Below are 15,179 nucleotides of genomic sequence, written 5' to 3'. Positions count from 1 at the left end.
AGCCCGGCGAGAACGCCGAAGTCAGCGACTTATCAAGCACATGATAGACGCTTCGATCGTTGCGCGGCAAGCCGACGCGTCGCACCAAGGCCGACGGCTAGATTGTCAGGCATATGGCGTCTCTGCCACGCTGTGCAAAACGGTCATCACAAATCTTGACCTCGCATGCACTTGCACCTCTGGCCGCTGTCTGGCTTTTTGGGCTACCCATCGCAACGGAGTGATTCGCATCATGCCGCTCGATTGCAAGGTTTCAAGGCAGTCTGCGGGTGGGTCGTGAAGCGCGCGCAATTGGCGAAGGAGACACAGGCATGGCCGAGTTCAAGAAGCCCGAAATCTCCGAGATGAGACCCAAGATCACCGTGATCGGCGTTGGTGGCGGCGGTGGCAATGCCGTCAACAACATGATCGCGGAGCAGCTTCAGGGTACTGAATTCATCGCCGCCAACACGGACGCCCAGGCGCTGACCATGTCGAAGGCGTCCAGGCTGATCCAGCTTGGCGCCCACGTCACCGAAGGATTGGGCGCCGGATCGCTTCCCGAGATCGGCCGCGCCGCGGCCGAGGAATCGCTCGACGAGATCATGGACCATCTGGCCGGTACGCATATGTGTTTCGTCACCGCCGGAATGGGCGGCGGCACGGGAACCGGTGCGGCTCCAATCATCGCCCAGGCGGCACGCAAGGCCGGCATCCTGACGGTTGGTGTCGTCACCAAGCCGTTCGCCTTTGAAGGCCGGCGCCGCATGCAGATGGCCGAAGAGGGCATCGAGCGGCTCCGCGAGAGCGCCGACACGGTGATCGTCATCCCGAACCAGAACCTGTTTCGGATCGCCGATGCCAAGACCACCTTCGCCGATGCGTTCGTCATTGCCGATCGGGTGCTCTATGCCGGCGTCAGCTGCATCACCGACCTCATCGTCAAGGAAGGCCTGATCAATCTCGACTTCGCCGATGTCAAATCGGTGATGCGCGACATGGGCCGCGCCATGATGGGCACCGGTGAGGCCTCCGGCGAGGGTCGGGCGATGAAGGCGGCCGAAGCCGCGATCGCCAACCCGCTGCTCGACGAAGTGTCGATGAAAGGCGCCAAGGGCGTGCTGGTCTCGATATCGGGCGGCAGGGACATGACCCTGTTCGAGGTCGACGAGGCCGCCACCCGCATCCGCGAAGAGGTCTACGAGGATGCCGACATCATCGTTGGCGCCATCTTCGACAAGGGCATGGAAGGCCGCTTCAGGGTCTCGGTCGTGGCGACGGGCCTCGACCGTGCTTTTGGCGCCGAGGATGCCGAAGCCGGCATCGCACGCGACCACGCCGGTCAGCCGGCGCGGACGCTTCAATAAGTCATATCGCGCGTTTATCCTCGCCAAGAGATAATTTCTCGGGGGAGACATCGCTGAATAGCAATGGCATTGCCGACGGATCAGATTGACTGGCGCAACTATTGTGTTCAGCTGTATCGATCTCTGTACGGTTGCTGCTACAAGAATCCGTCATGGACGGCCATCTATACTGGCTACCCGTATCGTTCGAGCGACGAGAGGCGCGGCTTGGAATTCGACTTGAAAACCATCGAAGCGCTTGCGCCCGATCAGGCGTCGTTGAGCGCCGCTTCCAGGTTGACCAGGCAATCGAACTGGCCACGGCTCGAGAAGAGCGATCAGCTGGGGCTCCTCTGGGGGGAATGCCAGGGTTCCGGCTCCAATCCGTATCGTGTGGTCGTCGACACCGGCGACCATGGCTACAAATGCACCTGTCCGTCGCGGAAATTTCCCTGCAAGCACACTTTGGCGCTGATGTGGATTGCAGCCACCACGCCGGCCAGTTTTACCGCCGCAGGCTCGACCCCGGAATGGGTGAATGATTGGCTCGGCCGCCGCAGGAAGGCCTCGCCACAGCCGGCGGCGCCAGCGCCCGGTGCGGGAGGCAAGAGCATTGGCGAGGCCTCGCGCGACGACGAAAGCGCAGACATCGAGGACGCCGCTGCGGTCGAGCGCCGCGAGGCAGCGCAGCGCAAGCGGACGCTGGATACGCAATCCGCGGTGTCGGCGGCGTTGGATGAGCTGGATCAATGGATCGCTGACCAGTTGCGGCTTGGCCTGGCCGGTTTTGTCGACAACAGCAGTGACCGTTGCCGCCGGATTGCGGCACGGCTGGTCGACATGAAGGCGACAGCGCTTGCCGGCCGCATCGACGAGATTCCGTCACGGCTGATGGGGCTGCGCAGCGAGGAGCGCCCGGACGCGGCGCTCCGCGAACTCGGCAAGCTTGTGCTGGTGGTCAAGGCCTGGCGATCGACACCAGGAGACGCCGAACTGAGGCGGCTCGTATCGACGTCCGAAAGCCGTGAGCAGGTTCTGGCCAATCCCGATGCCAAACAGGTCGAAAGCGTCTGGGAGGTGCTTGGCGAGAAGATCGAGTCGCGCCGTGACGGTCTCGTCAGCCATTCGACCTGGCTCCTCGACCTGAAGAGCGCGAGCCCGCAATTTGCTCTCTTGCTCGACTATTTTCCGGCCTCGGCCGGTCGCCGGTCGAACGCCTTCACACCGGGCGACCGGTTCGATGCCAGGCTGGTCTTTTACCCGGCACGCCAGCCGCTGCGGGCCTTGGTGGCGGACCGCAAGGGCGACGTCCCGACAGGTGAGTGGCCCGATTTCGGCTTTCACACAGCCGATCCGCTCGCGGCGCATGCTGCTCACCAGAACGCAGCCCCTTGGCTCACCGATTGTCCTGTCATGCTGCCGCCCGGCGCGATCCTGCTGGACGATCGGGGCGCCGCCTGGTGGCAAGCCGCCGGCGATCCGCATGGTATCGCCTTGCCGATTGCCGACACCGTCAATCCAACGCTGCTTGGGCTGGACCTTATGGCAACGGCAGCACTTTGGAATGGCAGCCGGCTTGACCTGCTGGCGGCGCAAAGCGGTTTCGGTAGGCTTGACCTGTCGTGAACGAGATCGAGCAGACCGGCCTGGCGGCCATGCGCGACTGCTGGATCACCGGCGGGACCACCTTCGACCTGGCTCCGGGCGCGTGGAAGGAGATCGCCGGCGGTGCCAGCCCCGACGAGCGCGAACGCCGGCTGCTGGCGATCGCCGCACAAGCTCTCGACATCGCCTTGCGGCCAGCCGCGCCAAAGACGCTGAAACGCCGCCCGCAATTGCCCGAACTCGCCTTGCCGATGCTGCCGGAACGGCTGCGGCCGCTATTGCGAGCCGCGCTAAAGCATGCCGCCGACACAAGAAGCAAGTCGCGTGTGGTCACGCTCGTCTCCAGCCGCGGCTTCGTGCTGCATCCGATGGACTGGATGCCAGCCGCGTCGGATCAGAGCAGTCCGGACGTCTATGCACCCTGGATCGACTGGCAGGCAGGCGCGGACGGCGAAAAACCTGCAAGCCAGGAGCATCTGACGGTGGAACACTGGGATGACTTCTATCCCGCCGCACGCCGCACCGCGCTCGCCGATATGCGCCGCACCGCACCGGCTTCGGCTAGGCAGCTGATCGAAACCAAGGCATCCGGCGAGCCGGCGGAAATCAGGATTGCACTCGTCGACCTGTTGCGCTTCGGCCTGGGCGCTGATGACGTGCCGTTCCTGAAGAGCCTCTCCGCCGATCGTTCCGGCAAGCTGCGCGAGCTCGCTGGCCGGTTGCTGGCAAGATTGGGAGAGCACGGCTCGCCAGGCGATGGCGGGCCGGAAGATCCGACGGCCGAACTCGCTGCCTTCATCGCGGAAGGCAAATCCGGCTTCATCCGCCGCCGCACCACCTACACGCCGGCAAAACTCAAATCGCCGGCGCAGGAAAGACGTCGCGCCGAACTGTTCGAGACCTGCAACCTGGTCGACCTCGCCACGCGCTTCGGCACCACCGAATCCGAGTTTATCGGGGCGTGGCAATTCGGCGCTGAGAACAACGCCGATATCCTTGTTGCCCGAATGGTCGCGGCGTCGGGCAGCGACGCCGCGGTGACGCACATGGCGGATATGCTTGTCGCCGAAGGTGGCAAGCCCGCACTCTTCGTCCTCCACCTCATGGCGCGTCTGGACAGCCGCAGGAAGCGCGTCCTGGTCAGGTCGATCCTGAAGGACACGCAACATCTCGGCGCGCTCAATCTGGCCGAGGGCCTCGAAGCAAGCTGGCTGGAATGGGCCGACCTGACAAACGGCCAGACGCTCCCGGCGCTTCGCTCCGCTGTTGCAGGAAACGATGACGCTGTGAAGCGGGGCGTCGACCAGCTCCTGGAAACTATGGGCTTTCTCGCCACGGCGGCGACGGCGGAGAAATTGATCGGAGACGTCGTTGCGGCCGGTATGGCGCCGGCAGCGCCTTCACTCGGTCTTCTGCGCCTCAACGCAGCGCTGGCCGAACCTTAACCGACACATGATCAATCCGGAGAACAGCTAATGAACGCAGCCATCCGTCTTCCGGTCGAGCAGGCCTATGCCGCCGAATTGCAGGCGCTCTCGCGCAATGACGACCGGCAAAGGCCTGCCGGATGGAGCCTTTCGCCAAAGGCGGTCCTTACCTACCTGCTCGGCGGAAAGGCTGACGACGGGACAGTGATAACGCCCAAATATGTCGGCCGGCGCCGGCTGATGGAAACCGCGGTGGCGACGCTCGCCACCGATCGCGCGCTGTTGCTGCTGGGTGTCCCCGGCACGGCCAAATCCTGGGTGTCGGAACATCTCGCCGCCGCCATCATGGGCGATTCGACCCTGATCGTGCAGTGCACGGCTGGTACCGACGAGAACCAGATCCGCTATGGCTGGAACTACGCACAGCTTCTGGCAAAGGGCCCAAGCCAGGACGCGCTGGTGCCGACGCCGCTCTACCGCGCCATGCAGGACGGCAAGCTTTGCCGCCTCGAGGAGCTGACGCGCATGGGCTCCGATGTCCAGGACACGCTGATCACCGTGCTGTCCGAAAAGATGATGCCGATCCCGGAACTCAACACCTCGATCTACGCGCAGCGCGGCTTCAACATCATCGCCACCGCCAACAACCGCGACAAGGGCGTCAACGAGCTGTCCTCGGCGTTGAAGCGCCGCTTTAACGTCGTCGTACTGCCCTTGCCCGAAGACATGGCGGAGGAAGTGGCGATCGTCTCCAAGCGGGTCGGCGAGATGGCCGGCGGTCTTGACCTGCCGGTGCCGAAGAATGTCGGTGAGGAGATCGCGCGCGTGCTGACCATTTTTCGCGAGTTGCGCTCCGGCGCTACAGCCGACGGCAAGGTGACGTTGAAGACGCCGTCCGGTTCGCTGTCCACGGCCGAAGCCATTGCCACCATGGTCGGCGGCCTCAGCCAGGCGGCCTGGTTCGACAGCGGCAAGCTCGGCGCCGAAGGTCTTGCCGCCAGCCTCGTCGGTGCGATCGTCAAGGATCCGGTGCAGGACAAACTGGTGCTGGAGGAGTATCTGGAAACCGTGCTCAAGAAGCGGCCAGACTATGCCGGCTACTACGCGGCCTTGAACGCGGCGATCTGACGCCATGGCGCTTAGCGACGTTTCCTATTTCGGCATACGCCATCACGGGCCAGGCTCCGCCGACAGCCTGGTGCAGGCGTTGCAGGAGTTGAAACCGGTCGCCGTGCTGATCGAAGGACCGGCCGACGCCAGCCCGCTGCTGCCGTTGCTGGCCCACCCCGAAATGCAGCCGCCGGTGGCGCTGCTCTGCTATCCCGAAGACGATCCGGCCTCGACAAGCTTCTGGCCCTTCGCCGAATTCTCGCCGGAGTACCAGGCGACGCTCTGGGCCGTCACCAACAATGCGGCAGTGCGCTTCATCGATTTGCCGTCTTCAGCCCGCACTGCGCCGATTGAGGCCGTGGGGGAAACCGATAGCGATGGAACGGAAGCCAACGTCGAGGCTGACTTGGCGCCGCATCTGCGGGACCCGATCGGAACGCTGGCACAAGCTGCCGGCTATGAAGATGGCGAAAGCTGGTGGGCTGATATCATCGAGCAGAACCCTGAGCCCGGCCCGATCTTCGCGGCAATAGCCGACGCGATGACGACGTTGCGCGAAGGCGAAGGTCCGCTTGCCGAATTCGAGGCAAAGCGCGAAGCGCATATGCGACTTGAAATCGCCGCCGCGCGAAAGGAATTCGATGGGCCGGTCGCTATCGTTTGCGGTGCCTTCCATGTGCCGGCACTGCAGGCGACGCGACCGCTGAAGGAGGACCAGGCGCTACTCAAGGGGCTCGCCCGCCGCAAAAGCATGATGACCTGGGCGCCGTGGACGGGGCCGCGCCTGGCGCTGGGCTTCGGTTATGGCGCCGGCGTTGTCGCGCCCGGCTGGTGCAAGCATCTGTGGCAGACGCGCGGGCAAGGCGACTCCTCGGTCCTGTGGCTGGCGAAGATCGCGGCGGTCCTGAGGGCCAAGGGGCACATGGTCTCGACCGCCTCGCTGATCGAAGCCGAGCGGCTGGCCCGCACGCTGGCTGTGATCCGTGAACGGCCAAAGCCCGGTTTCGAGGAATTGCGTGACGCCGCGATCGCCGCCCTGTTCGACGGGGAAGCGCTGCTGTGGGCGCTGGTCGAAGCCGAATTGCTGCTGGGCGCCGATGTCGGTGAGATTCCGCCCGACACGCCGCTGGCGCCGCTGATCGAGGACCTGCAGCGCAACCAGAAAGCAGCACGGCTGAAGGCCGAGGCGCTGGAGCGCGAATTGTCGGTCGATCTGCGCAGCGAGAGCGGGCTGTTTCGGTCGACCTTGCTGCACCGGCTGTCCGTGCTTGGCGTGCATTGGGGCAAGCTGACCGACAGCGGCCGCAGCCGCGGCACCTTTCGCGAGCGCTGGATGCTGTCGTGGGAACCTGAATATGCCGTTCGACTGGTCGAGAACCTGGTCTACGGACCAACCATCGAAAAGGCGGCCAATGGCCGGCTGATCCAGATGATCGGCGCGGCGACGTCTCTTGATGCGATGGCCGCACTGGTCCAGGGCGCCATCACGGCAAACCTGTCGGAAGCGTCGATCGCCGGTCTCGCGGCATTGGAGGAACGGGCGGCGCGCAGCAGCGAATGCCTGGAAATCCTGACATCGGTGCCGCCGCTCGCCGACATCATCCGCTACGGCGAGGCTCGCAAGACGGAAACCGCCCGTCTGTCCGGCCTCCTGGAGCGGCTGATCGTCGAAGGCGGGATCGCACTTGCCTATGCCGCCCGCGACCTCGATGCCCAGGCATCCACGACGCTGGTCGGCGCCATGCGCAAGGCCGACGAAGCGATCAGTCTGGTCGAGCCTGAACAGGACGTGCTGGACATCTGGCGCAATGGACTGGCTGCGGTGCTCGATGGATCGCGCTCGACGGCGCTGGTGGCAGGCTGTGCCGCGCATCTGCTCTACGAAGCCGGCCATTTGTCAGCCGACGCGGCAACCGGTCTGATCGCACGACGTCTGTCTCCAGGAACGCCGGTCACCGAGGCTGCAGGGTTCTTCGAGGGTTTCTTCAGCACTGCCGGCCAACGGCTGATCTACGACGAGGGCCTGCGCGGTGCGGTGGATGCCTGGCTCGCATCCCTCGACGAAGAGGCCTTCATTGCTCATCTGCCGTTGCTGCGCCGGGTCTTTTCGCATCTGGACTCGATGGAGCGGCGACGGTTGATCGAAGCGGTGCTCGGCCGCACCGCACGGCTGCCTGCCGGACTGACGCCGACTCCGGATGGCGGCGAAGCGTGGCGCCGGCACCTGGAACGGCTTGGACCCCTGCTGATGAGCGAGGCCGGCAATGGATGACGAGGCCGAAATCAGCGAGCCAATCCAAGCCGGCGACGGACGGGAGCGCCGCTGGCGCATGGCGATCGGTGCCGATGAGGAAACCTCGTCAGCGCTGTCCGACACCGACAAGCGGCTTTCCGCGGCGCTCGATGCGCTTTACGGCGATGGTGCCGGCGATGCGGCTGCCGATCCGCGCAAGCGGCGCGGCGGCCTCGGCCGCTCGGCGCCAAGGGTGGCACAGTGGATGGGCGATATCAGGTCGTTCTTTCCCGCACAGGTCGTCCAGATCGTCCAGAAGGATGCCTTCGAACGGCTCAACCTGAAGCAGATGCTGATGGAGCCGGAATTCCTCAAAGCGATCGAGGCCGACGTCAATCTCGTCGCCGACCTGATTTCGCTCCGCTCGGTCATGCCGGCCAAGACCAAGGACATTGCGCGCACGATCATCGCCGATATCGTTGCCAAGCTGATGCAGCGGCTGGAACAGAAGACAGCCGAGGCGATACGCGGCGCGGTCGACCGATCGCAGCGCACCAACCGCCCACGCCAGCGCGACATCGACTGGCCGCGTACGATCTCAGCCAACCTTCGCCATTACCAGCCCGAGCACAAGACCATCGTGCCGGAGAAGCTGGTCGGCTTCATGCGCAAACAGCGAAGGCTGGTCGACCTGGATGAGGTGGTGCTGTGCGTCGACCAGTCGGGCTCTATGGCAAGCTCGGTAATCTACGCCTCGATATTCGCGGCGGTGATGGCCTCCCTGCCGGTGGTGCGGACCAAGCTTGTCTGCTTCGACACGGCAATCGTCGATCTGACCGAGGAGCTTAGCGATCCTGTCGAAGTCCTGTTCGGCGTGCAGCTGGGCGGCGGCACCGACATCAACCAGGCCGTGGCCTATTGCGCGGACCGCATCGAACGGCCGACCAAGTCGCATATGGTGCTGATCACTGACCTTTATGAGGGCGGCAACGGGCAGGAATTGCTGCAGCGGCTTGCTGCACTCGTTCGCTCCGGCGTCAACGTCGTGGTGCTCCTGGCGCTGACCGACCAGGGCAGGCCGGGTTATGACCCGAAGATGGCAGGCTCGGTGGCCGCCCTCGGCATTCCGGTCTTTGCCTGCACGCCGGATCTGTTTCCAGACATGATGGCGGCGGCATTGCGTCGGGAAGATATCGGCGCATGGGCGGCTGGCGCAGATATCAAGCTGGTTCGTGCCGAGGCCGAGACTCCGGAGTAAAACAGCCGTCGCCAGAGCTGCCAGGTTGCTTCTGGCAGCTCTGGGATAAATCGCTGGAACTCAGCCGAACTTCGGGTCGAGGCTGCCCGACTTATAGCGCTTGGCCATTTCGGCGACCGGCAGCGGCTTGATCTTCTGCGCGTTGCCGGCGGTGCCGAACTGTTCGAAGCGCTCCTTGCAGAGCTTGCGCATGGCGGCCATGGCCGGTGTCAAATATTTGCGCGGATCGAACTCGCTCGGGTTCTCGGTCAGCACCTTGCGGATCGCGCCGGTCAGCGCCATGCGGTTGTCGGTGTCGATGTTGATCTTGCGCACGCCGTGCTTGATGCCGCGCTGGATTTCCTCGACCGGCACGCCCCAGGTCGGCTTCATCTGGCCGCCATACTTGTTGATGATCTCCTGCAAGTCCTCGGGCACAGAGGACGAGCCGTGCATGACCAGGTGCATATTGGGCAGGCGGCGATGGATCTCCTCGATGACGTTCATGGCCAGCACCGCGCCGTCGGGCTTGCGCGAGAATTTGTAGGCACCATGGCTGGTGCCCATGGCAACCGCCAGCGCATCGACATGGGTGTCCTTGACGAACTCGACCGCTTGTTCGGGATCGGTCAAAAGCTGGTCGTGGCTGATCGCGCCTTCGACGCCGTGGCCGTCTTCCTGCTCGCCGCCGCCGCTCTCCAGCGAGCCGAGCACGCCAATCTCGCCTTCCACGGACACGCCGCCCCAATGCGCCATGTCGACGACGCGCTTGGTGATGCCGGAATTGTAGGCGTAGTCGGCCGGCGTCTTGCCGTCTTCCTTCAGCGACCCGTCCATCATGACCGAGGTGAAGCCGTACTGGATAGCGGTGACGCAGGTGGCTTCGTTGTTGCCATGGTCGAGATGCATGCAGACCGGAATGTCGGGGTGGATTTCGACCAGCGCGTCGATCAGCTTGGCCAGCACCACGTCATTGGCATAGGCGCGGGCTCCGCGGCTTGCCTGCAGGATGACCGGTGACTTGGTCTCCTCGGCGGCCTCCATGATGGCAAGGCCCTGTTCCATGTTGTTCATGTTGAAAGCGGGCACGCCGTAGCCGTATTCGGCAGCGTGGTCGAGCAATTGTCTCAGTGTTATGCGAGCCACCCAATAGTCTCCCGTATCTGGTTTCAAGCGCAACGTCGCGGGCCGGCCGGTTGCCGGTCGGCCCTTGATGCTTCTGGCGGGATTTCAACGGAACCGCAACCTTCAGAGCTCTTCTCGATCGCAATTCTTGTTGCAGGGTTGAAATCCGGCCGTTTTGGTGACTTAAGCCGCGATCAACTCCCGCGCCGCCAGGAGTTGCACGCAGGCGTTCGCCGCTTCCTTGCCCTTGACCGTGAAGTGCTCGAAGAAGAAGCGGTGGTGCTCGGCGCTGTCGTGGTAGTTGTGCGGGGTGAGCACCGCCGACAGCACCGGCACGCCAGTCGACAGCTGCACGTTCATCATGCCGTCGAGCACAGCACTTGCGACGAATTCATGCCGGTAGATGCCCCCATTGACGACAAAAGCGGTGCCGAGGATCGCGGCATAGCGGCCGGTTCCGGCCAGGGTCTTGGCATGCAGCGGAATCTCATAGGCGCCCGGCACGTCGAAGACATCGACGGTGAAGCGCTCGCCTCCGATGTTAGCCAGTTCCGCCTCGAAGGCCTGTACGCACTGGTCGACGATATCGGCATGCCAGCGCGCCCTGATAACGGCGATGCGGGTCGTTTCATAGTCTTTGTGGGAATGCTGATTCATGGGTCCATCCTTCCGTTTCGAACCAGAATCAGGACGCACGATACGCAATCCGGCCCGCCGGGGCGGTCCGTTTTGCGTTTCGTTCTCTTCCATCCGGACTGTAACCGTCGGCTCCGGAATCACACCGGATCTGCTGACCCCTCCGACCATCGGAGGGCGCTCGCGGGCTTGGGTAAAACCCTTACCGCCGGTGGGGACTTTCAGCCCGCCCTGAGAACATTAACGGCTTTGTATGAAAGGGCAGGGCGCTGCTGTCAACCGTGGGAAGGTTGGGCCAAGCACGTCGACTACCGCGTGCGCCACGCCGCCGCCGATGCGGCGATCAGCATGAGCAGCGCTGCAACCATCGCGCAGGCAGCAAAGCCGAAGTTGGAATAAAGCGGCCCGAAGCTGGTGGTGCCGACGAAAACCGCCAGATAGGTCACCGCGCTGTTCAGGCCCATGATCGTGCCGCGCCGCGACGGATCGAGTGCAGACAGGCGCATCACCAGGACATTCAGGCCGAAATGATTGGCCAGTCCCCAGATTGCCACCATGGTCAAGGTCAGCCCGAAACTGCCGCTTGCCGCAGCCATGGCGACGTAGACGACGGCGACCAGAAGATAGGCGAATGGCATGACGCGCCGCGCACCCAGTCTGTCGATGACGCCGTCAAGAAGAGCAGCGGTGCCGAAGCCTACACCATAGGCAAGCGCCGCCAGCCCATTGGCGCTAACCGGCTGTCCAAGCCCGACATGAAGATGGTCGCCGAGATAGCCATAGACGCCGTAGAACGAAGTCATGAAGGCCGCGCACGCGACCAGCAGCGGCAGGATTCCGGGAATGCCGAGCGCTTCCAGCGGGGCGGGCGCCGGTCCGGCCTTCCTGATGTCGCTAAGCGACGTCACTGTCAGCCCCATCCATGCAAGGGTCGCAAGCACCGCGACCGCTGCGAAAACGGCGCGCCAATGCACAAGATCGGCAAGCACGGCCGACAGCGAGACGCCGGCGACCATGCTGAGCGTCCATCCGGTCAGCACGACGCCGATCGTGCCGCTCTCCCTGCCCGGTGGGGCGATGGCCGCCGCGCTGGCATAGATCGCGGGCATGGCGATGCCGGCAGCGATGCCGGCCAGCAGCTGTGCGGAGACCAGCATGATCACCGTGGGTGCGGCGGCACTCGCCACCAGCGCTAGTGCCAGCAGCAACAGTGCGCCCTGCAGCATCCGGCGTGCGCCGAGCCGGTCGATGTAGCGGGCCAGGAACAGGGCGCTGGCCGAGGTGCCGAGGCCGAACGCGGCCGCCGCAATCATCACGGCAGGCACGCTGGTTCTGAACGACGAGGCGACAGCCGGTGCGATCGGACCCAGCACTAGCGAGTTCGAACCGATGACGGCGATGCAGCCCGTCAAGAGATAGGCAAGCGCCGGGATCGGGGCTCGGGCAGTCAATGGCGCAACTTGATCAATGTTCGACATATCAGCATAATGGCCGTATTCTATTCAGTGGAGAACCAGGAATTTCGCCATGGATGAAGAAACAGATGGTATTCCGCAGAACAAGGCTACGGCCCGCGACCTCGACGCGATTGACCGAAGAATATTAGGCGTCCTGGTCGATGACGCCACGATCAGCTACGCCGAACTCGGCGATCGCGTCGGCTTGTCGCCACCCGCAGCGCATGAGCGGGTCAAACGGCTCCGTCGCAGCGGCGCCATCCGCAACACGGTCGCCATCATCGATCCCCGGGCGGTGAAAAAGCCTTTGCTTGCCTTTGTCCATATCGACACCAGGGGCTGGGGAAAGACGCCGGAACTGATGGCGGTCTCGCAATATCCCGAGGTCGAGGAGATCCATACCGTCGCCGGCGATACCTGCATGCTGCTGAAGGTCCGCACGGAAGACACCAGAGCACTCGAAGGCCTTCTGGCGCGCCTGTACGAAACGCCGGGCGTCACCTCGACGCGCAGCTATGTGGTTTTATCGACCTATCTGGAGCGGCCGGTGCAGCCGGGCATTACCGAGACATGGCCGACGCCGAAGCATATGGCCGAGCCTCTGTACTAGGGACGTGGCTACGCCCGCTCGGGGAACATCGCCTTCAATCCCTCGCGCGATGCCTTGGCAACGCCGCGCTCGGTGATCAGGCCGGTGACCAGCCGCGCCGGCGTCACGTCGAAGGCCGGGTTGGCCGCAGGCGTCGTCTCCGGCGAAATGCGCACCTGGGCAATCTCGCCGGCAGCGGTCTTGCCCCAGACCAGCGAGACCTCGTCGGCCGAGCGCTGCTCGATCGGGATCTCGGCCAGTCCGTCATGCACCGTCCAGTCGATGGTCGGCGACGGCAGCGCGACATAGAACGGCACATCATTGTCGGCGGCGGCGAGTGCCTTCAGATAGGTGCCGATCTTGTTGCAGACATCGCCGTCGGCCGTGGTGCGGTCGGTGCCGACGATGACCATGTCGATCTCGCCGCGCTGCATCAGATGGCCGCCGGCATTGTCGACGATCAGCGTGTGCGGCACGCCGTGGCCGGCCATCTCCCAGGCGGTCAGCTGGGCGCCCTGGTTGCGCGGCCGTGTCTCGTCGACATAGACGTGGACCGGAATGCCGGCTTCCGTGGCCAGGTAGATCGGCGCCGTGGCGGTGCCGTAGTCGACGGTGGCCAGCCAGCCGGCATTGCAGTGGGTCAGGATGTTGACCGGCTCGCCCTTCTGCTTGCGCGCAGCGATCGCCTTGATGATGGCGAGACCGTTCTCGCCGATGGCGCGGTTGAGGCCGACATCCTCGTCGGCGATCTCACTGGCCCGCCGATAGGCGGCTGCCGCGCGTTGTTCGGGAGGCAAAGGCCGCAGGAAGCGCCGCATCTCGTCCAGCGCCCAGCGCAGATTGATCGCCGTCGGCCGCGTCTCGTGCAGGGTCTCCCACACGGCGTCGAGCGCTTCATCCGACGGATCGTCGGCCATCTGCATGGCGACGCCGTAGGCAGCGGTGACGCCGATCAGCGGCGCGCCGCGTACCCACATATCGCGGATGGCGGTGGCGATGCCGTCGACCGTGCCGATCGTTTCGATGCGGAAATCATGCGGCAGCCAGCGCTGGTCGATGATCTCGACCGAACGGCCGTCGTCGCTCAGCCAGATGGTGCGATAGTGGCGGTCGCCGACGTTCAAAGGCTGCTCTCCTGTTCGATCAGCGCGGCCAGTTGGTTGACCTCGTCGATGCTGTGGATCTGGCGCCGGTTGACGGCGAGGTGACGGCCGAATTTCAGCGCCTTTGCCTCACAACTGGCGCGCAAATCCTCATCGGCAATGGTCTCGAAATCGGCATTGTGGGCGAGGCCGAGGATGCGCCTGTGCACCTCGATGCCGGCAAAGCCGAGCAAATCGGTCCACATCTGGTGCAGAACATGGTCGAGCGCCTGCTCGGCACCGAGCCTGTCGCCCTGATCCTCGAACAGGCTCCTCTGGTAGAGCATGCCGGTGCGTTCGGTCCGCCATAGATGCGAGAACTCGGCGCGGAACACCGCCCAGGTCTCGGTCGTCACCCCGAGCAGATAGGCGCGCATGGCGTCGCGCTTTCCCTCCTGCTCGTGGCCGCGCTGCGAGAAGAAGGACATCCAGAAATTGGCGAGCAGCATGCCGACATCGAAGGCCATCGGGCCGTAGAAGGCAAACTCCGGATCGATCATCCGGGTTTCCGTGTCGGTGACCATGATCGAGCCGGAATGCAGATCGCCATGCAGCAGCGTTTCGGCATTGGCGGCGAAGATGTGCTTCAGCCGCTGCGCCTCGACCTTCAGGTCACGGTCGGCGCGCAGTTCGGCGACCAGGCTGTCGAGCTGCGGCGAGGTGTGCCGGTTCATCTTGGCGTCGAAATAGGGGTCGGAAAACACCAGGCTTTCGGTGATGTCGCAGAGCTCGACATTGTCGGCGAACAGCGCCAGATCGGCCTTGCGGTCCTTGGCGGCCATGTGCAGGTCGGAGCCGCGAAACAGCGTCCGGGCCATGAACAGGCCGATGTCCCGGGCAATGTTCGGCAGCTGGCGGCCGTCGATCAGGGCGCGGCGCAGGATGATGTGCGGCGGCGCAAGATATTCCATGATGATCAGCGCCTGGCCTTCATCGAAATAATGGATCGCCGGCACCGAGCCTGGCGCGCGCGCCTCTTGCCTGGTCAGCGCGTGATATTCGAAGAAGGAGCGCTTCAACGGCAGCGGCCAGCTGTCGCCGACCAGGCGAACATAGGGCAGGGCCTGCTTGACGACGGCTGCACCATTGGCGCCCTCGGCGATGAACACCAGGTTGAGATTACCGTCGCCGACCTCGCGGACCTTCCAGGCGCCAGTGTCCTTGCCGATCTTCGCGCACAGCGCCTCGTTGCCGCCAAGGCGTGCAGCCAGGGTTTCGACCGATAGTGCTTCGAACCGCAATTTTTCAGTCATCGTCATCCTCCCGCTTATGCGCTCCGAACATAACGGACGC

At 64.2% G+C, this 15,179-nt stretch carries 12 protein-coding genes and 1 riboswitch; of the genes, 7 read left to right on the top strand and 5 right to left on the bottom strand.

Features of this window, described 5'->3' with window-relative positions:
- Positions 1-311 precede the first annotated feature (311 nt).
- From ftsZ to NKH97_RS02165, 6 genes are all read left to right on the top strand, one after another.
- Positions 312-1,346 carry a cell division protein FtsZ gene (gene ftsZ / locus NKH97_RS02190; RefSeq protein WP_023808769.1) on the top strand — a complete coding sequence of 345 codons (1,035 nt, stop codon included), beginning with the start codon at positions 312-314 and terminating at the stop codon, positions 1,344-1,346.
- A 219-nt stretch (positions 1,347-1,565) separates the two neighbouring features.
- Positions 1,566-2,951, top strand: coding sequence for an SWIM zinc finger family protein (locus NKH97_RS02185; protein WP_245273044.1), 1,386 nt, complete (start codon positions 1,566-1,568; stop codon positions 2,949-2,951).
- Positions 2,948-4,375: a DUF5691 domain-containing protein gene (locus tag NKH97_RS02180; protein ID WP_352795274.1), complete on the top strand. Its 1,428-nt coding sequence runs from the start codon at positions 2,948-2,950 to the stop codon at positions 4,373-4,375. Before NKH97_RS02185 ends, NKH97_RS02180 begins: the two co-directional genes overlap by 4 nt.
- A gap of 30 nt (positions 4,376-4,405) precedes the next feature.
- Positions 4,406-5,485: an ATP-binding protein gene (locus tag NKH97_RS02175; protein WP_027036087.1), complete on the top strand. Its 1,080-nt coding sequence runs from the start codon at positions 4,406-4,408 to the stop codon at positions 5,483-5,485.
- Between the two features lie 4 nt (positions 5,486-5,489).
- Positions 5,490-7,739 carry a DUF5682 family protein gene (locus NKH97_RS02170; protein WP_352795273.1) on the top strand — a complete coding sequence of 750 codons (2,250 nt, stop codon included), beginning with the start codon at positions 5,490-5,492 and terminating at the stop codon, positions 7,737-7,739.
- The gene (locus NKH97_RS02165; RefSeq protein ID WP_128302412.1) at positions 7,732-8,958 is read left to right on the top strand and encodes a VWA domain-containing protein; all 1,227 of its coding nucleotides are present in this window, start codon (positions 7,732-7,734) and stop codon (positions 8,956-8,958) included. The genes NKH97_RS02170 and NKH97_RS02165 overlap by 8 nt, the downstream gene beginning before the upstream one ends.
- A 60-nt stretch (positions 8,959-9,018) precedes the next feature.
- Here the strand turns inward: NKH97_RS02165 and fba are convergent, their stop codons facing one another.
- The 3 genes from fba to NKH97_RS02150 form a co-directional block, all read right to left on the bottom strand.
- Positions 9,019-10,083, bottom strand: coding sequence for a class II fructose-bisphosphate aldolase (gene fba, locus NKH97_RS02160; RefSeq protein WP_013532928.1), 1,065 nt, complete (start codon positions 10,081-10,083; stop codon positions 9,019-9,021).
- A gap of 162 nt (positions 10,084-10,245) precedes the next feature.
- On the bottom strand, positions 10,246-10,719 hold the full coding sequence (locus NKH97_RS02155) for a 6,7-dimethyl-8-ribityllumazine synthase (RefSeq protein ID WP_352795272.1): 474 nt from the start codon (positions 10,717-10,719) through the stop codon (positions 10,246-10,248).
- A 77-nt stretch (positions 10,720-10,796) separates the two neighbouring features.
- Positions 10,797-10,941, bottom strand: a riboswitch (FMN riboswitch).
- 65 nt (positions 10,942-11,006) lie between these two features.
- On the bottom strand, positions 11,007-12,176 hold the full coding sequence (locus NKH97_RS02150) for an MFS transporter (protein WP_352440046.1): 1,170 nt from the start codon (positions 12,174-12,176) through the stop codon (positions 11,007-11,009).
- Positions 12,177-12,225: 49 nt separating this feature from the next.
- Between NKH97_RS02150 and NKH97_RS02145 the strand changes: the two genes are divergently transcribed.
- Positions 12,226-12,765, top strand: a complete 540-nt coding sequence (locus tag NKH97_RS02145) for an Lrp/AsnC family transcriptional regulator (RefSeq protein WP_023808760.1) — start codon at positions 12,226-12,228, stop codon at positions 12,763-12,765.
- An 8-nt stretch (positions 12,766-12,773) separates the two neighbouring features.
- On the opposite strand, the gene mtnA is transcribed toward NKH97_RS02145, so the two are convergent.
- Together mtnA and mtnK are read right to left on the bottom strand one after the other, a co-directional pair.
- Positions 12,774-13,868, bottom strand: coding sequence for an S-methyl-5-thioribose-1-phosphate isomerase (gene mtnA / locus NKH97_RS02140; protein WP_352440044.1), 1,095 nt, complete (start codon positions 13,866-13,868; stop codon positions 12,774-12,776).
- Positions 13,865-15,139 (bottom strand): S-methyl-5-thioribose kinase, encoded by a 1,275-nt coding sequence (gene mtnK, locus NKH97_RS02135; protein WP_023808758.1) that lies wholly within the window; start codon positions 15,137-15,139, stop codon positions 13,865-13,867. Before mtnK ends, mtnA begins: the two co-directional genes overlap by 4 nt.
- Positions 15,140-15,179 lie beyond the last annotated feature (40 nt).

The organism is Mesorhizobium sp. M0870, assembly GCF_040319775.1.
Lineage (GTDB): Bacteria > Pseudomonadota > Alphaproteobacteria > Rhizobiales > Rhizobiaceae > Mesorhizobium.
Note: the sequence above shows the minus strand (reverse complement) of the source record. Positions and strands in the feature narration are given on the sequence as shown.